A 24689-nucleotide genomic window follows, 5' to 3' on the forward strand; every position below is an offset into this window, starting at 1 on the left:
GGGCAAATTCTGTGATATCCGTCAGCAACTTCTCATACGGCTGATTTGCATGGAAATCGCGTAAAATGATGTTCTCTACTTCGGTGTGATTTCCCCCAAATACGAACTATATTTTCGTTTCTTCGAGCGCAAAACCACCAGTTTTTCTTCTTCATGATCCGGCGGATGATCTTCTCGGAGAGCATAATCCCTTTGCGCTTCAGCGCCAGATAAATGCGACGGTAACCATATATGCCCCTGTTTTCGTGAAAAATCGAGGTGATTTGTGCCCGTTGGGATAGATATTTGTCGGGTTTGTTCATAACAGCTTGCTGGTAATAGTAACTGCTTTTGGCCATCTTAAAACGGGACAGCAGCGCTGGCAGTGCATATTTCCCCTTCAAGGCATCGATGATCACTGCCTTTTCACGGTTTCTGAGTACCGTTAGATCGATGCCGGGGTCTTTTTTTAAAACTGAGATGGTCTCCTTCAGCACATCTACTTCAAACTGCAGTTCCTGGAGTTGCGTTCGAAGATTCTCCAGTTCCTCAGATTCAGGCAATGCATGATCCTGAGGCAACGGCTCCCTTGGTATGCTTTTTCTCTTCGCCATCAGACCCACCATCCCATACTTCAGATATTTCCTGCGCCAGACGTATATGCTCATACGGCTGTATCCGATTTCCCTTGATACATATTCTACATCTTCGCCTAATTCAAAGCAACGGTGAATTACCTCATATTTGAATTCTGCTGAGGGATGCCTTGGATGCCCCGATGTGTTGCAGTGATGATCCATCTCTGTGGGAGACTCTTCTGTGTGGCCATGTCTGTTCTCTAACCCGGCTTTTTTGCGCTCATACCAGCGGTAAAGCGTAGACTCGCTCGGGTATCCTAACCGACGGATTACAGCAGCTATTGATCCCAGCCGCTCGTATTCTCTTAGTGCGATTTCTTCCTGCTCTTTTGTATACATTCAGTTCCCTCCTTTTGGAGTCCAACTTTTTGTCCGCAGGCCCTCCGCTTCAAAAATCTGTGTAAACGGAACGACGCAGTCGATGTTTTCCAGCGTGTCATCTGTCGTCATCGCCAGCATGTGCAGCGCGACATCACCCTTTAATACGGCTTTTCCGTTCATCAGGCGGCAGTCGGACAGGCGCATTTCTGCGCGCGGGGCAAACATTTCGCGGAAACGCTCGTGATCCGGCAGGTTGACATCTTCCATTAGTGTGAATTCGCGGCGCAGGACACTGGACGGTACAGTGACCGTATGCGTTGTGGTCAGCAGTTCCAGACCGTTGTCCGTTTCGGCAAAGCCATCGGTGAGCTGTGCGGTGTCGGGGGCGAACACCCGGCAGCAGATGGACAGGGTGGCGGTTGCCGACAGCTTGCGTGAATTCATGACATGTGCATCTGCGGCGACAACACGGCAGGTTACAAACAGGCGGCTGTCCTCATTGATCCCCGCGGCTTCTTCAATATGTGCAAAGCTGATTGGAATATCCAGCCGGCGCAGCGCACCGCCGCCCTCCGGCACATATAATACAGTCATACGCACGGCGCCGGAGATGAGGACGCGCCCGGATTGCGGAGCATCGTCCTTGAGCTGCGGGCTGCCATACACAGCAGCAATGCGTGCAATATCCGGGAACGTGTCCGGAACGATGGCATCGGTGGTTTCTTCGTAATTATTCCAGGCGTCCAGAATCAGGCGGCTCAGGGCGACACTGCTTTTGGTTAAATCCATAGAACGTCCTCCTTATCGGTGTTTGTATAGTTCTATGGCACAGAGCGGACAGTTATGCCGGAAAAATGGGATTGCCCGCGGGAAAACGGTGTGGTACAATGTAACACGAAAGGGTGTGTAAACCATGGTTGACTTCGCGGTCATTTTTGATTTTAACGGCACGATGCTGTTTGATACACAGATACAGTTCCGCGCATGGAATGACCTCGCGGAGGAAACATTGGGGCACGGGCTGTCAGAGGAGGAATTCCTGCACTGTACCAACGGTCGCCCAAGCAGGGAAACGGTGGAATACTTCTGGGGCGACGTAGGCGAAGCGCAGATGGGGGAATTGGTTGCGCGCAAACGCGAAAAATACAAACAGCTGTGTCTGGCGCATCCGGAGATATTCCATCTTGCGGACGGCATCACCCAAGTGCTTGACCTGTTGAAGAAAAACGGCATTCTGTTTACCATTGCGACGTCGTCCAACCCGCGCAGCATGGATTTTTATTTTGAACACCTGGGCCTTGCGACATGGTTTAACCGGGAAACTGTCGTTTGCAGCGACCGCAGGTTTCCGGGCAAACCCGCGCCGGATATTTACCGCATCGCGGCGCAGGAGCTGGGCTTTCCACCGGAACAGTGTGTTGTTGTGGAGGATGCGCTGGCCGGTGCCTATGCAGCGCACGGCGCAGGGATTGGTTATATTGTCGTAATTGATCCGGACAGCAGCGGTGACATCTGGATCGGAGATCAGGTGGATTGCGTCATCAGTGAATATCATGACCTGTATGAACAGCTGTGCAATATCATACATGCCTTTCACAGCGAGGCAGAATAGAACCGGAAAAATGAACAGGGCTGACAGTTCAAAAGTTGTCAGCCCTGTTTTTTACTCTGTGATACCGGCGATTTTATTGCGATAAATGCGGCGCATGAACACGCACGAGATGATGGCGGAAATTCCCTCCGCGATGACGAAGGTAAACCAGACCAGCGAGGTCAGGTCGGGATTTGAGATGGCGATATGGGTAAAAATCCAGGCAACCGGAAGCACAAACAACAGCTGGCGGCAGACCGAGACAATCAGCGATTCCCCGCCGCTCTGGAGCGACTGGAAGATGCCCTGGAACGCAATGTTTGCTCCTGCGAACAGAAAACTGAGCGAGACAATGTGCATGGCGCTGATGCACAGCGCTTCGGTTTCACCCGAGAGCCCGAATATGTGGGAAAGCGGGCTGGCAAACAGCTCAAGGAAAATCAGGCCGACAAGCATGATGATGAGCGTATACAGCATGCCGTACTTGATGCCGGCGTTGATGCGTTTTTTGCTGTGCATGCCATAGTTGAACGAAACAATCGGCGTGATGGCATCGCGCAGGCCGAATGCAGCGAACAGGATGAACTGCTGGATTTTGTAGTACAGGCCATAGGCGGTGACAACATTTTCATTGATCGTGCCAAAGATGATGTTCAGGCCGTAGGTCATGATCGACATCAGTGCCTGTGCGATGATCGCCGGCAGGCCGATGGAATAAATCCGGCCGATGATGTGCTTATCCGGCTTCATATAGCGCAGTCCGTTGGAAATCTCCTTGTTGACTGCGATGTGTGAAATCAGCGCGACGAGGAACGAAACAATCTGGCCGACAACGGTGGCAAATGCCGCACCGCGCACACCCATTTCCGGGCAGCCGAGCAGGCCATAGATCATAATCGGGTCGAGCACAATGTTGGTGATGGCACCTGCAATCTGTGCTGCAGTGGAATAAGTCGTCTTGCCGGTCGCCTGCAACAGTTTTTCAAAGCAGTTGAAAAACAGGATGCCAAAAGAAATACAGCAACAGATGCGCAGGTAATCGACAGTCATATCGATGATGACCGGGTTTGTGGTTTGGGACTGCACGTAAATGCGCACGCCAAATAATCCGAACAGCAGGAAGATCACGTACATGACTGCGGAGAGAAAGATGGCATTGCCGGAAACGCGGTTGACTTTTTCCTCATTGCCCTCGCCGAGCGAACGCGACAGCAGCGCATTTGCACCGACACCGGTACCGACACCGACTGCGACCATCAGCACCTGTACCGGGAAGGCAAGAGTCAGCGCGGTCAGCGCGGTTTCGCCACCTGCTGCCATATTGGAAACAAACGCGCTGTCGACAATGTTGTACAATGCCTGGAGCATCATGGAAAGGATGATGGGCAGACCCATCGTGAGCATCAGACGGTTGATTTTCGCCGTGCCCATCTTGTTCATAGTCTGATCCTGTTGCATATAAAACCTCACTGAAAAACGAAAGATTCAGAACAGCAAAAAAGAGCGTAAATCCAGCATGCCTGGATTTACGCTCTTCGCTACTCGGTGAGCCTATTGTAGCAAACAGAGCGGAGAAAAGTCAAGACAAAAAACTGCCATATGTGGCGTCGAAAATTGTGAAAATTGCTGCCTATCACGCGGTTGGAGCCTTTTTGATGCCGAAGATACCGCGGAGGATACCGGCGAGCAGCCTAGGACTTCGGATAACGACGATTTTCATAAAGCGGACTCCTTTCAGCGCAGATGGATGACAACGCCGACCGCGATCAGCAGGATCGACGCAACCGGAACGAGAATACAGGGCGGGAGCAGCGTGGCGAGCAGCAAGCCGAGCCCGAACGCCGCCGCCGTCAGCCCGAAGGTTTTCCAGCAGCAAGCCATTGCCTCACCCCTGCATGCAGTATAGGCAGGGAGAGGCAGCGTGGTGTCTGTCCGCAAAAATTATTTTTTCAGATGGCTGTTGAGTACACGCACGATACAGCGGCGCATAACAAACAGGAACAGATGGATCAGTGCGTAAAGCACGATGATGGCGGGCACCATGCGCGTGAGCAGCAGCAGTATGGAACCGTCACCGTAATCCAGAATCCAGCCGGCAATCAGCGCGACTGCCAGCGTGACCGGCGCATGAATCAGCGTCGCAGTCAGGTCGGTGAAATGTTCGCTCTCATATACCATTGAGACCAGGCCGAGGACAGCGGAAGCGATCAGCCAGACAGTCAGCTCGCGGAGCACATCAGTCATGCCGTGAACGGCCAGAAGGGAGAGCGTACAGACGACAGCACCGATGGCAATGCCGACTGCGGTATACATCAGGACATTGAAGAGATTGTTTGATTTCATAGGTCACAGCTCCTTTATTACATAATCGCGGAAAGCCTTAAAATACTTGCGGGAAATGGTAAGACGGATGTTATGGTCTTTCAGCACGGCTGTGTAGTTGCCGGAAAATTCCGGCTCAACCGACAGCACGCGGTGCGCATTGACGATCACGCTTTTGTTGATTTGGATAAATCCGCTGCCGCGCAGCATGTCTGCCAGCTCATATAGCTTGTACTGTGTTTCCAGCATGTCGCGTGCAGTGTGGGCGAAAATTTTTCCGCCCGATGCTTCAAAATACAGGATATCGTCAACGGGGCACAGATACGCTTTGCCTTCGCGGTACAGGAACAGGCGGGAGATGGCGCGCACGGCATTCAGTGCGGCGATGATCTGCGAGACCTGCGGATCGTTCAGATCGCCGCGGATGATGACCTCCAGTTCGGTGGTTTCCTGCGGTTCAAGTGTCAGCTTCATGAGAGATCCCCTCCTTCTGAAAACAGTATAGCAGACGGGCGCGGCGCTGTCGCGTGGTTTCGGATAAGCGGTTTACTGCATGCGGTGACCGGTTGAAAAAGGAGCATGAAAAACCGGCGGATGTCGGATGACATCCGCCGGTATACAAAAAGGAATATCCTGATTACTCAGCGACAATCTTAGCCAGCTTTGCGAAACGCGGCAGGCCGTTTTCCTTCGGCATCTTGGTCTCGCCCTGAATCAGCGGCAGAGCGTAGTCGATGAACGCCTGAGATACGTTGTTGCCACGCTCGTTGATCCACTCAACCGGAACCTTCTTCTCGTAGTTTGCTACGTCGGAGAGGTTCAGCAGCTTGGTGGTGCAGGAGTAGCCGCCCTCACGGGAGCACTCGAATGCAACCATCTTGTCGGTCTCGCCTGCAACAGCGGAGTTAACCGCGGTCTGGCCAGCGAGGAAGGATTCGTCGATGTCGGTCTGGGAAGCGCAGTGAGCAGCGCAGCGCTGAAGCAGGGACAGCTCGATGCCGCGAACCTTGACGCCCAGCTTTTCCTTGACAACATCCGCCAGCATAGCAGCAAGGCCGCCCAGCTGCGCATGGCCGAAGCCGTCGGTAGCGGAGGTCTTTGCTTCGGATACGAAGGAGCCGTCAGCGTAATGAATACCCTCGGAAACGGCAACGATTACGTTGTGGTTCTTCTCCCACAGAGCGGAAACGTCTTCCAGGAACTCGTCCATGTTGAAGTCAACCTCCGGCAGGTAAACCAGATCAGCAGCGTAACCGGTTACAGCAGCCAGGGAAGCAGCGCCGGCGAGCCAGCCAGCATGACGGCCCATGATCTCGATGATGGAAACCTGGCCCTTGTCATATACGTGGGAATCCTGGTAAACTTCGGTGATGGAAGTTGCGATGTACTTCGCAGCGGAAGCGAAGCCCGGGCAATGGTCGGTGCCGAACAGGTCGTTGTCGATGGTCTTCGGGATGCCCATGACGCGGCAGTCATAGCCGACCTTCTTCATATACTTGGAAATCTTGTTGCAGGTATCCATGGAGTCGTTGCCGCCGTTGTAGAAGAAGTAACGGACGTCGTACTTCTTGAAGATTTCCAGGATGCGCTTGTAATCGGTGTCATCGACATCCGGATCAGCGATCTTGTAACGGCAGGAGCCCAGTGCGGAAGACGGGGTGTACTTCAGAAGCTCCAGCTCAGCCGGATCTTCCTTATCCATAACATACAGCTTATCGTTCAGAACGCCGACGATACCGTTTGCAGCGCCATAAACGGTGGTGATGGAATCAGAATCCAGACCAGCCTTGATTGCGCCATATGCGCTGGCATTGATGACAGAAGTAGGACCACCGGACTGACCGATGATCATTGCGCCCTTCAGCTCACTCATAATCAAAAAACCTCCTAATAATGTGACGAAAGATGTGCGGCGGAAACAGAAAATAGTTACCAAAAACGTTTCATTATGCCGCACTTTCCGATGTTAAATTGAATATACCATATTTTTGACAGAAAATCAATTCTTTTTCCAAATGCACAAATTGTGGACGGAAGCTGGATAAAATTTGCGGAAATTACATAATCGACTTGATTTTATACCGAAAGACTGGTAAAATAATCACATACGGGACCCGCATGCCTGTAAACAGGATGTGTGCGGATTAAATTCTGAAAGGAAGATGAATAATGCCACTCGTAACTACTACTGAAATGTTCAAGAAGGCTTATGACGGCGGCTACGCTGTCGGCGCTTTCAATGTAAACAACATGGAAATCGTCCAGGGCATCACTGAGGCTGCTGGCGAGCTGAATGCTCCGGTTATTCTGCAGGTTTCCAAGGGCGCTCGCGCTTACGCTAACCACACCTATCTGGTAAAGATGGTTGAGGCTGCTGTTATCGAGAACCCGAATATCCCGATCGCTCTGCATCTGGACCACGGCGATTCCTTCGAGGTTTGTAAGTCCTGCATCGACGGCGGCTTTACCTCCGTTATGATCGACGCTTCCTCCAAGCCGTTCGAGGAGAACATTGCTCTGACCAAGAAGGTCGTAGAGTACGCACATGACCACGGCGTTGTTGTCGAGGCTGAACTGGGCACCCTGGCTGGCGTTGAGGATGAGGTCGTTGTTGAAGCTGGTCAGGAAAGCTACACCCATCCGGAAGAGGTTGAGGAATTCGTTTCCCGCACCGGCTGTGACTCCCTGGCGATCGCAATCGGCACCTCCCACGGCGCTTACAAGTTCACTCCGGCTCAGTGCACCCGCAATGAGGACGGCGTTCTCGTTCCGCCTCCGCTGCGCTTCGACGTTCTGGAAGAGTGCATCAAGCGTCTGCCGGGCTTCCCGATCGTTCTGCACGGTTCTTCTTCCGTTCCGCAGGAGTTCGTAAAGCTGGTCAACACCTACGGCGGCGCTATGCCGGATGCAATCGGCATTCCGGAAGAGCAGCTGCGTGAAGCTGCTAAGCTGGCAGTCTGCAAGATCAACATCGACTCTGATATCCGTCTGGCTATCACCGCTTCGATCCGCAAGCACTTCGCAGAGCATCCGGATCACTTCGATCCGCGCCAGTACCTGAAGCCGGCTCGCCAGGCTGTCAAGGACATGGTTGCTCATAAGATCGTCAACGTTCTGGGCTGCGACGGCAAGGCTTAATCGATCTTTCCTTTTTGAAACCAACAGGAACCGCATCCGTTCGGATGCGGTTCTTTTTTATGCCGGTGCTCCAAAAAACGAATCATTCAGCCCATGCAGAAGAAAAAATGCATAGAATCATGCGAAAATGCAGGATGGCAACAGCAAATCAGTCAAAAAATTGCGTTCCCGGCAAAAAAATCCCGCAAGGCTCTTGCAATGTGCAGGCAAGTTATATAAAATACTCTTATACATATTATTTTAATGAAATTCGCTGTATGGCGGGAAAAGAGTGAAATATAACATGCTTAACATTAAGATTACTCCGGCAACAGAAAAGAAGGCTAAACCGGATTCCAAACATCTGGGCTTCGGCGTTTTCTACACCGATAATATGCTGGTTATCGACCACACGGAGGGCATCGGCTGGCATGACGCGCGCATTGTGCCGTATCAGCCGCTTTCCATTGATCCGGCTGCCATGGTTCTCCATTACGCAATGGAGTCGTTCGAGGGTCTGAAGGCGTACCGCAAGCCGGATGGCAGCGTCCAGCTGTTCCGCCCGGACTGCAACGCAGAACGCATGATTAACACCAACAAGCGTATGTGCCTGCCGACCCTGCCGGTCGAGGACTTCGTCCAGGCAGTCAAGACGCTGGTCAAGGTCGAGGAGGATTGGGTTCCGTCCGAGCCGGGTACCTCGCTGTATATCCGTCCGTTTGTCATCGCAACGGAGCCGCATCTGGGTGTCCGCACCTCCAAGACGCATCAGTTCATTATCATCTGCTCCCCGGTTGGTGCATATTATTCTACCGGCATCAATCCGGTTAAGATCTTCGTCGAGGACGAATACACCCGTGCATGCCCGGGCGGCACTGGCTTTACCAAGTGCGGCGGCAACTATGCGGCATCCCTGATCTCTCAGGTCAAGGCACATGACCTCGGCTATGAGCAGACTCTGTGGCTGGACGGCGTAGAGCATAAGTATGTCGAGGAAGTTGGCTCCATGAACTGCTTCTTCAAGATCGACGGCACGATTTACACCGCTCCGTGTGTCGGCACCGTTCTGCCGGGCGTCACCCGCCGTTCCTGCATCGACCTGCTCAAGCATTGGGGCTACACCGTTTCCGAAGAGCGTCTGCCGATTGCAGACGTCATGAAGGCTTCCGAAGAAGGCAAGCTGGAAGAAGTATTCGGCACCGGTACGGCTGCGGTCATCTCCCCGGTTGGCGAGCTGCGCTTTGAGGATCAGGTCGCTTACATCAACAACGGTGAGATCGGCCCGGTAACGCACAAGCTGTACGATACATTGACCGGTATTCAGTGGGGCACTCTGAAGGATGAGATGGGCTGGACTGTTCCGGTTGAATAAACTGATTCATCTGTAAAATAGAGGATGAGACCGCGAGTGTCTTTCGTAGGCCTCATCCTCTTTTTTGTAAAAAAATTGAAAGAAGGGACAAACACATGAAAAAGAGCACAAAACGTGTGCTGGCGATGTGTCTGGCCTGTCTGGCAGTATTGGGCGGTATGTTCTTTCCCGTTACCAAGCCGGCGCAGGCAACAGACGTCATCACCGTCGGCACCAACGCAGAATTCCCGCCGTTTGAGTACATCGGCAACGACGGCCAACCGGATGGATTCGATATGGCGGTCATCAAAGCGATCGGTGAAGCCGAGGGCTTTGAAGTTAAGATCACCAATATGGAATTCAAGTCACTGATTGCGTCGCTGTCCACGGGAAGTCTGGATGCGGTCATTGCGGGCATGACAGTCACGGACGAGCGCAAGCAGTCAGTGGACTTTTCCGACAGCTATTACACCGCGAAGCAGTGTATAGTCGTTCCGGCAGACAGCGACATCAAGAGTCTGGCAGACCTGAATGGCAAGAAGATTGCGGTTCAGGAAGGCACAACCGGTGACCTGCTGTGCACGCCGGCAGAGGACAACGATGTTATCACGGACGCAAGCACGGAGGTCAAGCGTTTTAAGAAGGGCACGGATGCTGTTGTCACGCTGAACAATGGCGGCGTCGATGCAGTTGTCATTGACAAAAACCCGGCAGAAACCTTTGTTGCCAACAACGAAGGCAAGCTCAAGCTGATCGAGGATGAGACCTCTACAGAGGAATATGCCATCGCTGTCGGCAAGGGCAATTCTGAGCTGTTGGAAAAGATCAACAGCGGCCTGAAGAAGATCAAGGAAGACGGCACATTTGACAAGCTGGTAGCGGAATACATCGGCGGCGAAACCGAAGAGGAAACGCCTGCGGATGACGGTGAAAAGCAGGTTGTCAATGTCGGTACCAACGCAGAATTCCCGCCGTTTGAATATATCGGCGATGACGGCGAACCGGACGGCTTTGACATGGCAGTCATCAAGGCAATTGGTGAGGCCGAGGGCTTTGATGTCAAGATCACCAATATGGAATTCAAGTCGCTGATTGCATCGCTGTCCACAGGCAGTCTGGATGCGGTCATTGCAGGCATGACCGTGACGGATGAACGCAAGCAGTCGGTCGATTTCTCTGACAGCTACTACACCGCAACACAGTGCATCGTTGTTGCAAAGGACAGCGGCATCAAGAGTCTGGCAGACCTGAACGGCAAAAAGATTGCGGTTCAGGAAGGCACGACCGGTGACCTGCTGTGCACACCGGGCGAGGATAATGACGTTATCACCGACGAAAACACGGAGGTCAAGCGCTTTAAGAAGGGCACAGACGCCATTGTTTCGTTGAACAACGGCGGCGTCGATGCGGTTGTCATCGACAAGAACCCGGCGGAAAATTTCGTTGCCAGCAACAGCGACAAGCTCAAGCTGATTGAGGACGACACGTCTACCGAGGAATACGCAATCGCCGTCAGCAAGGGAGACACGGAGCTGTTGGAAAAGATCAACAGCGGCCTGGCAAAAATCAAGGAAGACGGCACGTTTGACAAGCTGGTTGCCGAGTACATTGAGGGCAACACGGGAACCGAAAAAGAAACCTCTGACAATGTGATTCAGGAATTTCTGAATAACCTCAAGTATGTATTTGTCGACACCAATGGCTATCAGCTGATGGCCAAGGGCCTCGGCGTGACGATCGGCATTTCGATCTGTGCCGGTATTCTGGGCATTGCGCTCGGCTTTATCCTCGCACTGATGAAACTGACGGAAACGCGCAAAAAGCGCAAGACCGTATGGTCCCGCATTGCGGGCGCCTACATCGACATTATCCGCGGCACACCGGCCATGGTTCAGCTGCTGATTATGTTCATGGTTATTTTCCGCAGTCAGCATGCCTATGTCGCGGCGATCCTGTCGTTTGGCATCAACAGCGGTGCTTATGTCGCGGAGAATATTCGTGCCGGTATTCTTGCCGTGGATGTTGGACAGATGGAAGGTGGCCGTTCGCTCGGCTTCACCTATGGCGAAACCATGCGTTATATTATCCTGCCGCAGGCAATCAAGAACGTCATTCCGGCACTCGGAAATGAAATGATTACGCTGGTCAAGGAGACCTCTATTGTCGGTTATGTCGCAATTGTTGACCTGACCAAGGCGGGCGACTTCATTGTATCGCGCACCTATCAGGCATTCCTGCCGCTGATTGCAGTTGCAATTGTATATTATATCATCGTCAAGATTATGACCAAGATTCTCGCTGTCATTGAAAGGAGGCTGCGTCAAAGTGATAATCGTTAAGGATTTAAAGAAGAGCTTTGGCGATTTGCAGGTTCTCAAAAAAATTGACTGTCACATCAAGCCGGGTGAATGCGTTGTTGTCATTGGCCCGTCCGGTTCGGGCAAGAGTACCTTCCTGCGCTGCCTCAACCGTCTGGAAGAGCCGACAGGCGGCCAGATTATTTTCGACGGCCAGGATGTCACGGATCGTTCCAATGATATCAATAAAATCCGCCAGAAGCTGAGCATGGTGTTCCAGCATTTCAATCTGTTTAACCATCTGACGGTTATGCAGAATCTGACGCTTGCACCGGTCAAGCAGAAGCTGATGAGCGAAGCAGAGGCCGAGAAAAAGGCGATGGAGCTGCTCACGCGCGTCGGCCTGGCTGAGAAGGCGGATGTTTATCCGGCACAGCTGTCCGGCGGCCAGAAGCAGCGTGTCGCCATTGCGCGTTCGCTGGCGATGAACCCGAAGGCCATCCTGTTCGACGAGCCAACCAGTGCACTCGACCCGGAAATGGTCGGTGAGGTTCTGGATGTTATGAAGGCGCTCGCAAAGGACGGCATGACGATGGTTGTCGTGACACATGAGATGGGCTTTGCCCGCGACGTAGCGGACCGTGTGCTGTTTATGTCGGATGGTGTTATCACCGAGGAAGGCACGCCGGAGCAAATCTTCGATAACCCGCAGCAGGAGCGCACCAAAGCATTCCTCAGCGCAGTTTCCAACAAGTAAATTCTTGGATACAAACAGAAGGGCGCAGCCAGTCGGCTGCGCCCTTTTCGCGTGCAAATATTTGTCTGTTATCTCCGCGGTTCACTGCCGGAAGGCACCGGATCGTTCTGATCGGGTTCAAAAAGATACAGCTGTCCTGACAGAAACGCAGAGAGCAGCTCTGTAAGTGCCTGAATCGAAATGGGATGTTGCTGCTGGAACCAGCACAGCAGCAGATGTGCCAACGCGCCGCTGAGCAGCGCTTCGCTGTAAGGCAGGTTTTGGTCTTTGTGGCTGACAAACCGATCTGCAAACAGCGATACGCATTTGGCGATTTCATCCGCAATGATGCCACCCAGCTGATTGTCCAGCATGGATTGCAATAAAGTCCGGTTTCCGTCCAGTACGCTGGCAAAAACCTCCACCGTCTCGTGCAGAGAAATCATCGGTTTGCTGCCGAAGCGATGCAGCTGCTGCTCATATTGCTCGCGCAGGCAGAAGCGCAGCACCTCCTCCTTGGAGTCAAACATGTTGTAAAAGGTCTGGCGCGACAGATCCGCGCGCTTGCAGATGTTTTGAATGGTGATCTGCGCATACGGCTTCTCCTGCATCAGCATGAGGAGACTGTCTGCAATCCAGTGCTGGGATTGCAGCGCGGTGGGGTTGTTTCCCTGATACATGGACATTGCACCTCCCAATGTATAAGTTGCGCTCAAAACGTTGACAAATATCTAACTTGCGAATAAAATGCTATCATAATCTTTGACATATGTCAAGGCTACGGAGAAAGGAGCGAATCTTATGAACAACACGATTCCCGTAGAGCTGTATGCGCAGCCGGAGCAGTACAAAATGCTGGGTATGAAGCCTGGAACTCCCGAAGTATGGGAGGATAGCCTGCGCACCAGTGGTGCACAGGGGGAATACGAATGGTGGTATTTTGATTCCAAGCTGGAGGGCGGCGGAAATCTGGTTATCGTCTTTTATACGATATCGCCGATGGACAACCAGAACGGCGGGTTTGCCCCCCTATGCCACGCTGAATCTTACGCTGCCCGATGGCACGGAAATCAGGGATCGCCTCGACCCGGCAGAGGGTGATTTCAGCTTTGCCAAAGATCACTGCTGTGTCCGAATCGGTCAGTGCCTGTTTGAGGGCGATCTGCACGACTATCAGATTCACTACGAATCCGAACAGGTACGCGCCGATGTAAAGCTGCATGGCAACGTACCTGCATGGCGCACCGGTACCGGCCATATTTTCTTCGGCGAGTCGGATTATTTCGCATGGATTCCCGCCGTGCCGGAGGGCAGCGTACAGGTTTCCATTGTCCGGGATGGAAATGAGGAAAGCTACACAGGCACCGGTTATCATGACCACAACTGGGGAAATATCGGCATGTTTGTCCTGATGCACCATTGGTATTGGGGGCGTTGCAAGGTCGGTGATTATCAGATTATCAGCAGCTATATCACTGCGGGCCCGCAGTACGGCTATGCGCATACTCCAGTGTTCATGCTGGCGAAAGGCGGGGAGATCATCAGTGATACCAATGTGCAGCCTGTATATGAGGAAACAGACCTTGCTTTTGATGAGGTGACCGGCAAGCACTATTTCAAAACACTGATCTATGACTATGACGACGGCAGGCAGCATTACCGCATTACTTACCGGATGGAGGAGATGCTGGAGCAGGATGTCATGATTAAGCAGGAGGCTGTCCGTGTCGCCATGATGCAGCAGGGTCTGGATCCCACCTATACCCGGTTTTCTGGGACTGCTGTTGTGGAACGGCTGGAAAACGGAGCAGTTGTAGAGCATGTGGATGCGCCGGCTCTGTGGGAGCTGATGTATTTTGGTCTGGATGCGCAGGTCTGATTCCGGAAAGATGGGAAAATCATGAGATCACTGATAATAAATTTGCTGATTGTCGCCAGCGGTGTATGCTGGTCGCTGGTATATGTGGATTCCATCCGCACCGGCTTCAAACAGAAAACTTACTGCATGCCGCTGTTTGCCCTCGGACTGAACATCGCGTGGGAGGGCATATATGCCTATACGGATCTGTTTGTTCGCGCAACAGTCAGTGCGCAGGCCATCGCAAATACAGTTTGGTTTTTGCTGGATATTTTCATTGTCATTACATACTTCAAATATGGCAGGGAAGAAGCGCAGGGTGAGCTGGGGAAAAAGTCGTTTATCCCATGGCCGGTGCTGGTGCTGGCCTGCTGCATTGTGCTGCAACTGCTTTTTATTGCCGAGTTTGGGGATGTAGCGGGTGAGAAATATTCCGCATATTTGCAGAACATCGCCATGAGTGTGGCTTATTTGTACATGCTGAACCGCCGCAAATCGTCCAGAGGCCAGACCATGACGATTGCCGTGAGCAAATGCATCGGCACGCTGACGCCGACAATTTATGGCACAATAGAGGGCAACCGCTTTATTTTGGTCACTGGTGTGATCTGCTTTGTCTTCGATGTGATCTATATTTTCTGCCTGCATGGCGTAAAGAAAAAAGAACAGAGCACCGCAGAGAGCAATGCGTGTGCATAAAGTAAGGGCGCAGCCCACCGGCTGCGCCCTTTCCCCGTGTCACGATGGGGCGGAAACAGGCATAGAATGATACAGGGACGGCAAACGCGCCCCCCAGATTATGCAGACAGGAGAGCATTCTTATGGATTTCGAGACCATTATGGCACGCGCCGGCGGGCCGGAGTGTCAGGAGCAGAAACCGTGCGACCGCGATCGTGACCGTGACCGTGATCGCGACTGTGATTGTGACCGTGACCGCGACCGTGACCGAGATCGTGACCGCGACTGCGATTGTGATCGGAAGCGTGATCGGGATCGCGACTGTGACCGTGACCGCAGACGCAGACAGAAACATGTTCATGAAGTTCAGGGCAGCACGCAGATCTTTGGCTGCTGCAATGACGCCCACAACCATCGCTTTGCGACCGTAAGTGGTGAAGCCATCCCGATCGGCGGCAATGACCATGTGCATGAAATTTGCTTCCACACGGACTTTGCTGATGGACATTTCCACGAGTTCAAGGGCCGCACCGGCGGCGCTGTCTTTGTCGGCGGCGGCCGTCATGTCCATTTTGCCGAAGCAAGAACCGAAGAGGAAGACGGACACAGACATTGCTTCCGTGTTGCGTCGCTCATCGATTCGCCGATTGACAAATAAACGCGACAGTATGACAGGCAGCCTGCGGGCTGCCTGTTTCTGTCTTGCAATATAAAAACAGTCCGGGCAAAGCCGGACTGTTGTACATTATCTGCGGTTTTGGTTCTGTCTCTGCTTTCTGCGCTTCTGTGCACGACGTCTTCTGCGGTTGCGGCGGTTGCGTCCCGCGATAAACGAGAGGATCAGGTACAGCAGGAAAGCGGCAACGGCAATGCCCACAATGATGCGAACCGGTGTCAGACGGAAGAATTTCGCGATCTGGTCGAGAATGAACAGGATGACCGAGCGCTTGACTTCGGTCAGGGAGACCAGATCGGCAGTGGCACATTCCATGCCCTCGTAAGAATAGGTGACTGTGCCCAGCTTTTCTCCCTTGGCAATCGGTGCGTCATAGCTGTCTTCGACGGAAATATCGATGTCCAGTTCACTCATATCCAGTCCCTTCGGGACGAGTACCGGAACATCATTTGCCGTAACCAGCGTCACATGGTCGGTGCCGCGCGCCAGACGAACCGGGCACTCCGTGACGGCGGAGCCGGCAGAGGTTGCAGTCTGCATGCGGAAATTGTCAAATGCCCACTCAAACATGCGCTTGGTCTCGGTGAAGCTGCCCGCATAATCCGCGCCATCCTTCGCGCCGAGTACGACGGAGTAATAGGTATATCCGCTCTGCTTGGCGTAGGACACGAGGCAGTAGCCCGCCTGTGAGGTATGTCCGGTCTTGATGCCGTAGCAGTTGTCATAATAGATAGACGAATAACTGCTGAGAATCAGATGATTGGTTGTATAAATGACACGCTCCGGGTTTTTGTTGGTTGCCGGGAGTTTTTTCTGCGCTGTATTGACCACGGTTGCAAAGGTGGAATTCTGCATGGCCTGCTGCGCAATCAGATACAGGTCATAGGCACAGGTATAGTGGTTGTCGTTATGTAAGCCATTCGGATTGGCAAAGTGTGTGTTGACACAGCCCAGCTCTTTGGCGCGGTCGTTCATCATCTGGACGAATTCATCCACGGAACCGGCGACGGTGCGCGCGAGCGCATTGGCAGCTTCGTTGCCGGAGGGGAGCATCAGGCAGTACAGCAGATTCTCCACGGTGATTTTCTCGCCGATTTTCAGACCGGCATTGCTCGCGCCGTTTTTGACATCGGTGAAATCCTCCTCCTGCATCGTCACGACATCGTCCAGATTGCACTTTTCCAGCGCCAGCAGGGCAGTCATGATTTTGGTGCACGATGCGGGATACATCTTTTCTTTTTCGTTATTTGCATGAATGATCTCGCCGGTCTCGGCGTTGACCAGAATGGACGCCTTTGCATCGATGTCGATGGTCGGCATCTGGATCGAACCATCCTCTGCCTCGGCGCCGGTCTGGTTTTTCGGCTGCTCCGTTTCGGCAGGCTGCTGTTCGGTTGGATTCGTCTGCGCGCTGTCTGCGGCATCGGCATTGCTATCTGCTGTGCCAGCGTCGGTTGTGTCGGTGTCGGTTGTGCCGGTGTCGGTTGTGCCGGTGTCGGTGGCGCCGTCCGTCCCCTCTGCGGTCGGGGTGGTATCCGTTGTGGTCTGGGAAGCGGCAGGTGTTTCAGTGTCCGCAGGCTCCGGCTCAGCGAACGACGGTAGCGCCGTTCCGGCGAGCAGTGCAACGGACAACAGCAGTGCCCCCAGTTTCTTATTCCATTTCATGCCCATTGTCCTCCTGTGCGTCTGGTTTTTCTGCCGGTTCCTCGTTTGGTTCGGATGCAGTTTCCGGCTCAGCTGTTTCCGGAGTTTTTGTCGTTTTCGGAGCAGGTGCCATGTCGTCGTCATCCTCCCAAAGATCGGCAAACTGGCTCAGATCGTCGGAGATCAACGGCTTCTGCGGCGGCGTTTCCGGCTCCTCCGGTTTGGATTCGGCCGGGTGCGGCTGGTCATCGGTCTCTTTTTCCTCAAAAAAGAAATCATCGTCGGTGAACCGGCCGCGGATACGCGCGGGCTTGGGTGGCTTGCGCCGCAGCGCATCATATTCAAAGCGGCGGCAGCTGCCTGCCATCGCTACAATGCCGCGGAAATCGCAGACACCCTGATATTCATTGTCCGGCTTGCAGTGCGCACAGTATGCGCAGTGCGGATCGATGGACTCGTTGTATAAGCAGTTCCTGCGGAACAGATTGAACATAGTAAGTCTCCTTTTCGTATCATAGGGCACTATTTCAATATTATAGCGCAAAAGACACGCTGTTTCCAGAGCTATTATTTGAAAATATCGATAAAAAAACGGGATTATGGCGCCTAAATCCCGGCATGTGGGGAGAAACGTCACAATTGTGAAAGACTGGGGAAGATCAGAAGCAGCAGCGCGCACAGAAGTGCCGCCAGACAGGCATGTATGCATTTGCCGTACACGCAGCGGGTGAGCGCCAGGCCTTCCGTGGCGGCGGCGGTCTGAAACAGCACAGACAGCCCGCCAAAGGCGCACAGGAAGGAAACCGCAGTCAGGCGGGCGGAAATGGTCCCGGCATGGTCTGTCAGTCCGGCGAGCCCCTGTGTCAGCTCGACGCAGCCGGTCAGCAGGCTGTGCACACCGGAGGCAGACAGGCCGGAAATTGACAGCAGTGGCGTAAGGGCGGTGCATAATACGGACAGCATACCGGTCAGGCGCAGCAGGCACAGCACAACAGAAAAGAACAGGATGAATGCTGAGATCATCAGGCAGGAATGCCCGGCGGAGGTGACCGCCTGCACCAGACAGTGGAAAAACGGAAGCGGTTTGGTCTGATTTGCCGCATATACGGCGGACTGTGTGCGTTTTGGACGCAGCAGCAGCGCGGTGAGCAGTGCGGACGCGATGTGCACCGCATACAGGAATATGCCCGCGCGCAGTGAGTGAAACAGTCCGCCGCCACACATGCCGACCAGGAAGGCGGGGCCTGTGTTGTTGCAGCAGGCCGCGAGTGCGGAGGCTTCTTCCCGGGTACACAGCCCGCTGTGATACAGTTCGGCGGACATGCGCGCTCCCGCGGGATAGCCGCCGAGAAAGCCGAGTGCCAGCGCTGCCGCGCCACAGCCGGGCAGGTGGAAGCAGCGCCGCATGAATGGGGACAGCAGACGCCCCAGCTCCTGTGCCAGACCGCAGGAGACAGCCAGCGAACTCGCCGCGAAAAAAGGAAACAGCGACGGGATGACGGAGGTCAGGCACAGCGTAACCGCTGCGCGCACGGCGTCCGCGCAGTCTGTAGAATACCGGCACAGCAGCGCGAGGAACAGCACACAGCCGGTACAGACGCACAGCTTTCGCATCAAGACAATCCCCTCCTTTGCTTCATCCTATCGAAACAAGGCAACAAACATGCCCACCCCGCATACAAATTTTTGAGAGGCACCGAAGGGGGTCGGAGCAGATTGGAGCAGAGGTTTCACACACACATGGGCGACCCGACGGTGGAACTGGATGGAAATCGAAGTGTTGTCATTACCGGACGCTGCGCCATTACACTGTACAGCGAGACAGAGATGCGCGTGCGGTGCGGCGGACTGACGGTGCGCGTCAGCGGGGACGGGCTGGAGCTGCGCACGCTGGATGAAGCGGAGCTGTCCATTGTCGGGCTGATTGCGGAAGTGGGCTTTCTGACCGGAGAGGGGTGAGCGCATGGTTTCCAGATGGATCCGCCTGTGCGGCGGCATACTGACCGTGCGCGTACGCGGCGCGGAGCTGGAACGGTTTTTGAACCTGTGCACACAGGAACACATCCGCCTGCGCCGCATTGAGCGCATTGATATCGACGAGCTGCATGCGGAAATTTCGCTGTACGATTTCTGTCGCCTTGCGCGGCTGAAAAAAAGAAAACGGTGCCGCATTCACATTCTGCGGCGGCGCGGTCTGCCGTTTCTGCTGTACAGAATGCGGCGGCGATATGCCCTGTGGGGCGGTCTGCTGCTGTTGTGCCTGGTGTGTTATGAGCTGGGAACACGTATCTGGGTGATTGAAACGGATTTTCCACAGGGGGTGGACGGCTATGCGGTGCTGGAGGAGCTCGATCAGCTCGGCATCGGTGTCGGCACAAAGAGTTCGGATATCGATGCGCATGCGGTAAAGGTGCATATGATGACGACGCTGGACGATTTGAAATTTTTTGCGGTCAACGTCGATGGCAATATTCTGTCTATCCAGACTGCGGCAGCGACCGAAGTGCCGGAGGTAGACCAGAACAACGGTGTGCGCAATGTCGTTGCCCTGCGCGACGGTGTGATTGACAAGATGATTGTCCGGCGCGGCACGGCAAAATGTAAACCGGGAGATGCCGTGCTGGCAGGAGATATCCTTGTCGATGCGCTTGTCGAGCCAAAGGATGAACAGCAGAGCGAGCTGGGCACGCCGCAGCTTGTTGACGCAAATGCGGACATCTGGGCGTCAACACGGTATGCGGTGACGCGGAAAATGGCGCTGGAAGCGGACAAAAAACACAAAACTGGCGCGTCGAAAACGCGATATGCCATATGTTTTGGCAAAACACGGATAAATTTATATTTTGGCAGTAGTCTAATACAGGGGAATTGTGATAGAATAATATCGATTGAGACGGTAAAGCTCAACGACCATCTGGTGCTTCCGGTTTCGCTGTACCGTGAGACCATCACGCCGTACACAACGGAACCTGTGATGCATGAGGCCGCCGACGTACAGCCACAGCTGGAATACGGCGCGCAGCGCGCAGTCGAAGCGCAGCTTGCGGAGGGCAGCGTATCCTCCATGCAGGCGGATGTCAGCGAGGAGGACGGCGCGGCAGTCCTGCGCGCCACAGTCTGGTGCTATGAACAGATTGCCGAAAGCGTGGAGGACGGCAGGACAGAAGCTGACCTGCCACAGAAGGACGAAACGGAACAACCGGATGAATCATAAACAGGGCGCGTTTGATTGTTGCGTTTCAGATACGCCCTAGATGTTCAGACACAAGGAGAGCGAAAACATATATGGCAGAAATGACCATGCACATCGATGCGATTGATCTGATTATGGGCATCTTCGGTGCGTTCGATGAAAATATGAAGGTACTGGAAAAGGAGCTGGACGTGACGGTGCTCAGCCGGGAGACCGAGCTGAAGGTGACCGGTGCGGATGCGGGCAATGTCGAGTTGGCGATGAAGACCATCCAGTCACTGATGCAGCTGGCGGAGCGCGGCGAGAGCATCGGCACGCAGACCGTGCAGTATGTCCTCGGACTGGTGCGCGATGGACGACAGAACCAGGTCTCGGAAATCGGCAAGGATGTGGTGTGCATCACGGCGAAGGGAAAGCCGATCAAGGCGAAGACGCTGGGACAAAAGCGGTATATGGACGCCATGCGCACACATACTGTCACGATTGGCATCGGCCCCGCGGGTACAGGCAAGACCTATCTCGCCGTCGCTGCGGCGGTTGCGGCGTTTCGCGACAAGCAGGTCAGCCGCATCATCCTGACGCGCCCCGCAGTGGAGGCGGGCGAGAAGCTGGGATTCCTGCCGGGCGATTTGCAGAGCAAGGTCGACCCGTATCTGCGTCCGCTGTATGACGGTCTGTTCGATATGATGGGTGCAGAGACATTTAACAAGCTGCTCGAACGCGGCAGCATTGAGGTCGCACCGCTGGCATATATGCGCGGACGCACACTGGACGACTCGTTCATCATCCTCGACGAGGCGCAGAACACGACACCGGAACAGATGAAGATGTTTCTGACACGCATCGGCTTTGGCTCGAAGGCGGTTGTCACGGGTGATATCACGCAGATCGACCTGCCGGGCGACCGCGTAAGCGGCCTGAAGGAAGCGGTCAAGGTGCTGAAAAATGTCGAGGATATTGCCCAGTGCCAGCTGACTGACCGCGACGTTGTGCGCCATGAGCTGGTACAGCGCATCGTCCGCGCTTATGAAAAGTACGAGCAGCAGAAGGTTATGCGGCAGGCGAAGGAAGCACAGAAGCGCCGCCCAGCCGCGAGAAAGTGAGGGAATCACATGGAACACCGCATTCGCATCACCCCGGAGGTGGAAGTGGACGGCCTGGAGGCGGTCAGTGCATTGATCGAACGCTGTGCGAAGGCTGCGTTTGAAATGGAGCACGCGCCGGAGGGCTGCTTTGTCGATGTGACCATCGTGGACGGAGAGACCATCCGCGAGATCAACCGCGAAAACCGTGGAAAGGATGCCGTTACAGACGTGCTGTCCTTCCCAATGCTGGAATTTTTCAACGGCGAATGGCCGGAAGATGTGGAGGAAGAGCGCAATCCGGAGGATGGATCGCTGTTCCTCGGCGATATGGTTCTGAATTATGACCGCGCTGTCGAGCAGGCGGCGGAGTACGGGCACAGTGTGGAGCGCGAGTGCGGCTTTCTGACCGTGCATTCGATGCTGCACCTGCTCGGCTATGACCATGAGCGCAGCGAGGAGGAGCGCCGCATTCAGCGCACACAGGAAGAGGCTGTGCTGTCCTCGTTGGGACTGATCCGCGATGCGGATTGACATCGGCGGCCTGCGCCGGTCGTTTCACTGGGCGGCGCGCGGTGTGTGTCTCGCCCTGCGCGAACGCAATTTCCGCATCCATCTGACGGCGGCATGCTATGTCACGGCTGCCGGATTCCTGGCAGACCTGAGCCGTGCAGAAATCGCCGTGCTATGCCTGTGTTTTGGGCTGGTGACAGCAGCGGAGCTGGTCAACACGGCGATGGAAACGCTGTGCGACCGCGTCACGCGGCAGCATGACCCGCTGATCCGCGACGCGAAGGACATCGCGGCGGGCGCGGTGCTGATGACCGCGCTGTTCAGCGCGGCGGTTGGGCTGGTGCTGTTTGCCCATCCCGCGCCCATCCGCGCCATACTTACCAAGCTGACGCAGCATATCTGGATTGACGCACTGCTGCTGGTATCTGTTCCGGCTGCGGTTGCGTTTGTTTTTGCAGTAGAACAAAAGGGAGAACTCAAATGAGTGTAACAAAAAGTGCTATCATATCCATTGTCGGCAAGCCGAATGTCGGCAAATCGACCCTGCTCAATCAGCTGGTCGGCGCGAAAATCGCAATTGTGTCCAACAAGCCGCAGACGACGCGCACACGCATCACCGGCGTGCTGACAAAGGATGACTGCCAGTTTGTCTTTCTGGACACGCCCGGCCTGCACAAGCCGCGGTCCCGTCTGGGCGACTATATGGTAAAGGTCGTCAACGATACGGTGACCGATGTCGACATTGCCGCACTGGTCGTTGACCCGGTGCCGCGCATCGGCCCGGCGGAGCAGGAGCTGATTGCGCGCATGAAGCAGTATCATATGCCGTCGGTGCTGATTATCAATAAAATTGATACGGTCAAAAACGAAGACCTGCTTGCCGTCATCGCGGCATATTCGCAGGCGCACGAGTGGGACGCGGTTGTGCCGCTGTCCGCGAAGACCGGCGAAAACTGCGACATTCTGTTCGAGGAATTTGCCAAATTTGCGATTGAAGGCCCGCAGCTGTTTCCGGATGATATGCTGTGCGATCAGCCGGAGCGTCAGCTCGTCGCGGAAATTGTCCGCGAGAAGATGCTCGGTCTGCTTGACCGCGAGGTGCCGCATGGCACAGCGGTCGCTGTCGAGCGCATGCGCGAGCGTGACGACGGGCTGATTGAAATCAATGCGACCATTTATTGCGAGAAAAAGAGCCATAAGGGCATCATCATCGGCAAGAGCGGTTCGATGCTCAAGAAGATCGGCGCGCAGGCGCGTGCGGACATTGAGGAACTGCTTGACGCCCGTGTCTTTCTGGAGCTGTGGGTCAAGGTCAAGGAGGACTGGCGCAACAACCAGTACCAGATGCGCAATTTTGGCTATGAGGACGAATAACGGAAAACGAAAGGACAACGGATATGGCACACGTTACGGTGAAGGGACTGGTCATCCGCGAGACGGATTTCGGCGAAGCGGATCGCTATATCACCGTACTGACCGCCGAGCTGGGCAAAATTGAGGTGCTGTGCCGCGGAATCCGGCGCAAAAAAGGACGGCTTGCCAACGCAGTGGGGCTGTTCTGCTACAGCGAATTCACGCTGTTTTCCGGCAGGCGCTATACGCTGAGTGATGCAGAAATTGACACGCAGTTCTGGGGCATTACGGGAAACATTGAGCAATATGCGCTGTGCTGTTACTTTGCGGAGCTGGTCAACATGGCAGCGGATGCGGACAGCGATGTCAGCGGTCTGCTGCCGATGTTCCTGCGTGCACTGTATGCGCTTGACCGACAGAAGCGTCCGGTGCAGACCGTCAAGGCGGCGTTTGAGCTGCGGCTCGCGTCTGAGCTGGGATTTTCACCCGATTTGACTGGATGTGCCGTATGCGGAGCAGCTCAATGTGAGGCGTGGTCGCTTTTGCTGGAGAACGGTGCGCTTGTGTGCAGCGGCTGCCGCAAGCGCGTCGGCGGGACATATTACGACATGCCGCAGGGTGTGCTCGATGCCATGCGGTATATCCTGTCGTGCGACGGCAAAAGGCTGTTTGCGTTTGCGGTGAATGCACAGACGGCAGAGCAGCTCGGGCTGATCTGTGAGAGGTATCTGCTGTACCATCTGGACGTCCACTGCACAACACTGGATTTTTATCACTCTCTGTTCCAGATGCAGTGAGGACAAAAGAAGGGAAAGGTGAAAAAGGATGAAGACAGGGTATCGAACGCGCCTGCACCGGATATTGGAGCTTGGGGCATGGCTGATATTGCTGGCATCACTGCTCGTCGCCGTGTACGGCGTGCGCACGCTGCCGGAGGAGATCGCGACGCATTTCGCGCTTGACGGAACACCGGACGGCTACGGTTCTCCGGCTATCCTATTCCTTACGCCGCTTCTGATGGTGCCCTGTCTGGGTATCGTGAGCCTGATTGCGCATTTGGTAGACCCTGCACAGTGGAATATGCCGTTTGCGGTCAGGGAAGAGCGCAAAGCACCAGTATATGGGGACATACTGACGATGCTGCATGCGATTCAGCTGGAAATTGCGGGCTTTTCCCTGTATATGCAGGTGAAAAGCTATCAGCAGAGCGGTGATGGGCTTGTATTGGCGACCGTGCTGCTGACAGCTGCACTGGCGGTTACCATCATCGGCCTGTGTATCCTCGCATACCGGCACAACCGGTGATCCGTATCCTGTTATGACAATGATCTTTGGAGTT

Annotated in this window: 28 protein-coding genes and 1 pseudogene; 17 read left to right on the forward strand and 12 right to left on the reverse strand. The window is 54.4% G+C overall.

Annotated elements, in window-relative coordinates; translation table 11 throughout:
* Positions 1 to 32 precede the first annotated feature (32 nt).
* Together ACLM7Z_RS07635 and ACLM7Z_RS07640 are read right to left on the reverse strand one after the other, a co-directional pair.
* Positions 33 to 956, reverse strand: a complete 924-nt coding sequence (locus tag ACLM7Z_RS07635; RefSeq protein WP_435644810.1) for a transposase — start codon at positions 954 to 956, stop codon at positions 33 to 35.
* Complete coding sequence (locus ACLM7Z_RS07640; protein WP_435644811.1) at positions 957 to 1727, reverse strand: DUF3794 domain-containing protein; 771 nt, start codon at positions 1725 to 1727, stop codon at positions 957 to 959. It lies immediately after the preceding gene.
* A 124-nt stretch (positions 1728 to 1851) separates the two neighbouring features.
* Between ACLM7Z_RS07640 and ACLM7Z_RS07645 the strand changes: the two genes are divergently transcribed.
* Positions 1852 to 2550, forward strand: coding sequence for an HAD family hydrolase (locus tag ACLM7Z_RS07645; RefSeq protein ID WP_087018571.1), 699 nt, complete (start codon positions 1852 to 1854; stop codon positions 2548 to 2550).
* Between the two features lie 51 nt (positions 2551 to 2601).
* On the opposite strand, the gene ACLM7Z_RS07650 is transcribed toward ACLM7Z_RS07645, so the two are convergent.
* The 6 genes from ACLM7Z_RS07650 to ACLM7Z_RS07675 form a co-directional block, all read right to left on the reverse strand.
* A complete protein-coding gene (locus ACLM7Z_RS07650; RefSeq protein WP_087018569.1) occupies positions 2602 to 3987 on the reverse strand; it encodes an MATE family efflux transporter in 1386 nt (461 codons plus the stop codon).
* Positions 3988 to 4162: 175 nt separating this feature from the next.
* On the reverse strand, positions 4163 to 4249 hold the full coding sequence (gene spoVM, locus ACLM7Z_RS07655; RefSeq protein ID WP_108721046.1) for a stage V sporulation protein SpoVM: 87 nt from the start codon (positions 4247 to 4249) through the stop codon (positions 4163 to 4165).
* 14 nt (positions 4250 to 4263) lie between these two features.
* The gene (locus ACLM7Z_RS07660) at positions 4264 to 4410 is read right to left on the reverse strand and encodes a hypothetical protein (RefSeq protein WP_242969803.1); all 147 of its coding nucleotides are present in this window, start codon (positions 4408 to 4410) and stop codon (positions 4264 to 4266) included.
* A gap of 60 nt (positions 4411 to 4470) precedes the next feature.
* Entirely contained in the window at positions 4471 to 4872 is a 402-nt protein-coding gene (locus ACLM7Z_RS07665) for a DUF3021 family protein (RefSeq protein WP_087018567.1), read from the reverse strand.
* Positions 4873 to 4875: 3 nt separating this feature from the next.
* Positions 4876 to 5325: a LytTR family DNA-binding domain-containing protein gene (locus ACLM7Z_RS07670; protein WP_087018565.1), complete on the reverse strand. Its 450-nt coding sequence runs from the start codon at positions 5323 to 5325 to the stop codon at positions 4876 to 4878.
* Positions 5326 to 5488: 163 nt separating this feature from the next.
* Positions 5489 to 6724, reverse strand: coding sequence for a 6-phosphofructokinase (locus tag ACLM7Z_RS07675; RefSeq protein WP_087018563.1), 1236 nt, complete (start codon positions 6722 to 6724; stop codon positions 5489 to 5491).
* A gap of 296 nt (positions 6725 to 7020) precedes the next feature.
* Between ACLM7Z_RS07675 and fba the strand changes: the two genes are divergently transcribed.
* The 4 genes from fba to ACLM7Z_RS07695 all read left to right on the forward strand — a co-directional run bounded on the left by fba (position 7021) and on the right by ACLM7Z_RS07695 (position 12373).
* Positions 7021 to 7989: a class II fructose-1,6-bisphosphate aldolase gene (gene fba, locus ACLM7Z_RS07680; protein ID WP_087018561.1), complete on the forward strand. Its 969-nt coding sequence runs from the start codon at positions 7021 to 7023 to the stop codon at positions 7987 to 7989.
* Positions 7990 to 8272: 283 nt separating this feature from the next.
* The gene (locus ACLM7Z_RS07685; RefSeq protein WP_087018559.1) at positions 8273 to 9340 is read left to right on the forward strand and encodes a branched-chain amino acid aminotransferase; all 1068 of its coding nucleotides are present in this window, start codon (positions 8273 to 8275) and stop codon (positions 9338 to 9340) included.
* Positions 9341 to 9435: 95 nt separating this feature from the next.
* Positions 9436 to 11658 (forward strand): ABC transporter permease subunit, encoded by a 2223-nt coding sequence (locus ACLM7Z_RS07690; RefSeq protein WP_087018557.1) that lies wholly within the window; start codon positions 9436 to 9438, stop codon positions 11656 to 11658.
* On the forward strand, positions 11645 to 12373 hold the full coding sequence (locus ACLM7Z_RS07695; protein ID WP_087018555.1) for an amino acid ABC transporter ATP-binding protein: 729 nt from the start codon (positions 11645 to 11647) through the stop codon (positions 12371 to 12373). The genes ACLM7Z_RS07690 and ACLM7Z_RS07695 overlap by 14 nt, the downstream gene beginning before the upstream one ends.
* Positions 12374 to 12441: 68 nt before the next feature.
* Here ACLM7Z_RS07695 and ACLM7Z_RS07700 read toward each other — a convergent pair whose 3' ends face one another.
* On the reverse strand, positions 12442 to 13032 hold the full coding sequence (locus tag ACLM7Z_RS07700; protein WP_273350477.1) for a TetR/AcrR family transcriptional regulator: 591 nt from the start codon (positions 13030 to 13032) through the stop codon (positions 12442 to 12444).
* A 121-nt stretch (positions 13033 to 13153) separates the two neighbouring features.
* On the opposite strand from ACLM7Z_RS07700, the gene ACLM7Z_RS07705 reads away from it, so the two are divergent.
* The 4 genes and pseudogenes from ACLM7Z_RS07705 to ACLM7Z_RS07720 form a co-directional block, all read left to right on the forward strand.
* Entirely contained in the window at positions 13154 to 13453 is a 300-nt protein-coding gene (locus ACLM7Z_RS07705) for a hypothetical protein (RefSeq protein ID WP_273350476.1), read from the forward strand.
* Positions 13374 to 14231, forward strand: coding sequence for a hypothetical protein (locus ACLM7Z_RS07710; protein ID WP_087018551.1), 858 nt, complete (start codon positions 13374 to 13376; stop codon positions 14229 to 14231). The genes ACLM7Z_RS07705 and ACLM7Z_RS07710 overlap by 80 nt, the downstream gene beginning before the upstream one ends.
* A gap of 21 nt (positions 14232 to 14252) precedes the next feature.
* Positions 14253 to 14909: a hypothetical protein gene (locus ACLM7Z_RS07715; protein WP_133058268.1), complete on the forward strand. Its 657-nt coding sequence runs from the start codon at positions 14253 to 14255 to the stop codon at positions 14907 to 14909.
* A gap of 317 nt (positions 14910 to 15226) precedes the next feature.
* A pseudogene (locus ACLM7Z_RS07720) lies at positions 15227 to 15547 on the forward strand (YmaF family protein); the annotation flags it as partial.
* Between the two features lie 87 nt (positions 15548 to 15634).
* On the opposite strand, the gene ACLM7Z_RS07725 reads toward ACLM7Z_RS07720, so the two are convergent.
* The 3 genes from ACLM7Z_RS07725 to ACLM7Z_RS07735 form a co-directional block, all read right to left on the reverse strand.
* Entirely contained in the window at positions 15635 to 17230 is a 1596-nt protein-coding gene (locus ACLM7Z_RS07725) for a D-alanyl-D-alanine carboxypeptidase family protein (protein WP_165761073.1), read from the reverse strand.
* Positions 17217 to 17702, reverse strand: coding sequence for a hypothetical protein (locus ACLM7Z_RS07730; RefSeq protein ID WP_435644812.1), 486 nt, complete (start codon positions 17700 to 17702; stop codon positions 17217 to 17219). Before ACLM7Z_RS07730 ends, ACLM7Z_RS07725 begins: the two co-directional genes overlap by 14 nt.
* 140 nt (positions 17703 to 17842) lie before the next feature.
* Positions 17843 to 18823, reverse strand: a complete 981-nt coding sequence (locus tag ACLM7Z_RS07735) for a nucleoside recognition domain-containing protein (RefSeq protein WP_087018545.1) — start codon at positions 18821 to 18823, stop codon at positions 17843 to 17845.
* 102 nt (positions 18824 to 18925) lie between these two features.
* Between ACLM7Z_RS07735 and ACLM7Z_RS07740 the strand changes: the two genes are divergently transcribed.
* From ACLM7Z_RS07740 to ACLM7Z_RS07775, 8 genes are all read left to right on the forward strand, one after another.
* Entirely contained in the window at positions 18926 to 19168 is a 243-nt protein-coding gene (locus ACLM7Z_RS07740; protein WP_133058266.1) for a YabP/YqfC family sporulation protein, read from the forward strand.
* A 4-nt stretch (positions 19169 to 19172) separates the two neighbouring features.
* Entirely contained in the window at positions 19173 to 20423 is a 1251-nt protein-coding gene (locus ACLM7Z_RS07745; RefSeq protein ID WP_273350474.1) for a sporulation protein YqfD, read from the forward strand.
* A 71-nt stretch (positions 20424 to 20494) separates the two neighbouring features.
* On the forward strand, positions 20495 to 21505 hold the full coding sequence (locus tag ACLM7Z_RS07750) for a PhoH family protein (protein ID WP_087018539.1): 1011 nt from the start codon (positions 20495 to 20497) through the stop codon (positions 21503 to 21505).
* A 9-nt stretch (positions 21506 to 21514) separates the two neighbouring features.
* Positions 21515 to 22018 carry an rRNA maturation RNase YbeY gene (gene ybeY / locus ACLM7Z_RS07755; RefSeq protein ID WP_273350473.1) on the forward strand — a complete coding sequence of 168 codons (504 nt, stop codon included), beginning with the start codon at positions 21515 to 21517 and terminating at the stop codon, positions 22016 to 22018.
* Positions 22008 to 22481, forward strand: coding sequence for a diacylglycerol kinase family protein (locus ACLM7Z_RS07760; protein ID WP_087018535.1), 474 nt, complete (start codon positions 22008 to 22010; stop codon positions 22479 to 22481). The genes ybeY and ACLM7Z_RS07760 overlap by 11 nt, the downstream gene beginning before the upstream one ends.
* Positions 22478 to 23371: a GTPase Era gene (era, locus tag ACLM7Z_RS07765; RefSeq protein ID WP_273350472.1), complete on the forward strand. Its 894-nt coding sequence runs from the start codon at positions 22478 to 22480 to the stop codon at positions 23369 to 23371. Before ACLM7Z_RS07760 ends, era begins: the two co-directional genes overlap by 4 nt.
* Positions 23372 to 23394: 23 nt before the next feature.
* Positions 23395 to 24147 carry a DNA repair protein RecO gene (recO, locus tag ACLM7Z_RS07770; RefSeq protein WP_087018530.1) on the forward strand — a complete coding sequence of 251 codons (753 nt, stop codon included), beginning with the start codon at positions 23395 to 23397 and terminating at the stop codon, positions 24145 to 24147.
* A gap of 28 nt (positions 24148 to 24175) precedes the next feature.
* Complete coding sequence (locus tag ACLM7Z_RS07775; protein ID WP_087018529.1) at positions 24176 to 24655, forward strand: DUF1648 domain-containing protein; 480 nt, start codon at positions 24176 to 24178, stop codon at positions 24653 to 24655.
* The last annotated feature ends 34 nt before the right edge of the window (positions 24656 to 24689 follow it).

The organism is Butyricicoccus porcorum (assembly GCF_051246315.1).
Classification (GTDB): domain Bacteria; phylum Bacillota; class Clostridia; order Oscillospirales; family Butyricicoccaceae; genus Butyricicoccus_A; species Butyricicoccus_A porcorum.

Excerpts from the sequence above, each read along its gene's own strand:
- ACLM7Z_RS07750 (WP_087018539.1), top strand. The coding sequence starts at position 20,495 with ATGGCAGAAATGACCATGCACATCGATGCGATTGATCTGATTATGGGC.
- recO (WP_087018530.1), top strand. The coding sequence starts at position 23,395 with ATGGCACACGTTACGGTGAAGGGACTGGTCATCCGCGAGACGGATTTC.
- ACLM7Z_RS07705 (WP_273350476.1), top strand. The coding sequence starts at position 13,154 with ATGAACAACACGATTCCCGTAGAGCTGTATGCGCAGCCGGAGCAGTAC.
- spoVM (WP_108721046.1), bottom strand. The coding sequence starts at position 4,249 with ATGAAAATCGTCGTTATCCGAAGTCCTAGGCTGCTCGCCGGTATCCTC.
- fba (WP_087018561.1), top strand. The coding sequence starts at position 7,021 with ATGCCACTCGTAACTACTACTGAAATGTTCAAGAAGGCTTATGACGGC.
- ACLM7Z_RS07760 (WP_087018535.1), top strand. The coding sequence starts at position 22,008 with ATGCGGATTGACATCGGCGGCCTGCGCCGGTCGTTTCACTGGGCGGCG.
- ACLM7Z_RS07775 (WP_087018529.1), top strand. The coding sequence starts at position 24,176 with ATGAAGACAGGGTATCGAACGCGCCTGCACCGGATATTGGAGCTTGGG.
- ybeY (WP_273350473.1), top strand. The coding sequence starts at position 21,515 with ATGGAACACCGCATTCGCATCACCCCGGAGGTGGAAGTGGACGGCCTG.
- ACLM7Z_RS07700 (WP_273350477.1), bottom strand. The coding sequence starts at position 13,032 with ATGTATCAGGGAAACAACCCCACCGCGCTGCAATCCCAGCACTGGATT.
- ACLM7Z_RS07675 (WP_087018563.1), bottom strand. The coding sequence starts at position 6,724 with ATGAGTGAGCTGAAGGGCGCAATGATCATCGGTCAGTCCGGTGGTCCT.
- ACLM7Z_RS07665 (WP_087018567.1), bottom strand. The coding sequence starts at position 4,872 with ATGAAATCAAACAATCTCTTCAATGTCCTGATGTATACCGCAGTCGGC.
- ACLM7Z_RS07745 (WP_273350474.1), top strand. The coding sequence starts at position 19,173 with ATGGTTTCCAGATGGATCCGCCTGTGCGGCGGCATACTGACCGTGCGC.
- ACLM7Z_RS07645 (WP_087018571.1), top strand. The coding sequence starts at position 1,852 with ATGGTTGACTTCGCGGTCATTTTTGATTTTAACGGCACGATGCTGTTT.
- ACLM7Z_RS07660 (WP_242969803.1), bottom strand. The coding sequence starts at position 4,410 with ATGGCTTGCTGCTGGAAAACCTTCGGGCTGACGGCGGCGGCGTTCGGG.
- era (WP_273350472.1), top strand. The coding sequence starts at position 22,478 with ATGAGTGTAACAAAAAGTGCTATCATATCCATTGTCGGCAAGCCGAAT.
- ACLM7Z_RS07670 (WP_087018565.1), bottom strand. The coding sequence starts at position 5,325 with ATGAAGCTGACACTTGAACCGCAGGAAACCACCGAACTGGAGGTCATC.
- ACLM7Z_RS07650 (WP_087018569.1), bottom strand. The coding sequence starts at position 3,987 with ATGCAACAGGATCAGACTATGAACAAGATGGGCACGGCGAAAATCAAC.
- ACLM7Z_RS07735 (WP_087018545.1), bottom strand. The coding sequence starts at position 18,823 with ATGCGAAAGCTGTGCGTCTGTACCGGCTGTGTGCTGTTCCTCGCGCTG.
- ACLM7Z_RS07715 (WP_133058268.1), top strand. The coding sequence starts at position 14,253 with ATGAGATCACTGATAATAAATTTGCTGATTGTCGCCAGCGGTGTATGC.
- ACLM7Z_RS07730 (WP_435644812.1), bottom strand. The coding sequence starts at position 17,702 with ATGTTCAATCTGTTCCGCAGGAACTGCTTATACAACGAGTCCATCGAT.
- ACLM7Z_RS07690 (WP_087018557.1), top strand. The coding sequence starts at position 9,436 with ATGAAAAAGAGCACAAAACGTGTGCTGGCGATGTGTCTGGCCTGTCTG.
- ACLM7Z_RS07635 (WP_435644810.1), bottom strand. The coding sequence starts at position 956 with ATGTATACAAAAGAGCAGGAAGAAATCGCACTAAGAGAATACGAGCGG.
- ACLM7Z_RS07640 (WP_435644811.1), bottom strand. The coding sequence starts at position 1,727 with ATGGATTTAACCAAAAGCAGTGTCGCCCTGAGCCGCCTGATTCTGGAC.
- ACLM7Z_RS07725 (WP_165761073.1), bottom strand. The coding sequence starts at position 17,230 with ATGAAATGGAATAAGAAACTGGGGGCACTGCTGTTGTCCGTTGCACTG.
- ACLM7Z_RS07685 (WP_087018559.1), top strand. The coding sequence starts at position 8,273 with ATGCTTAACATTAAGATTACTCCGGCAACAGAAAAGAAGGCTAAACCG.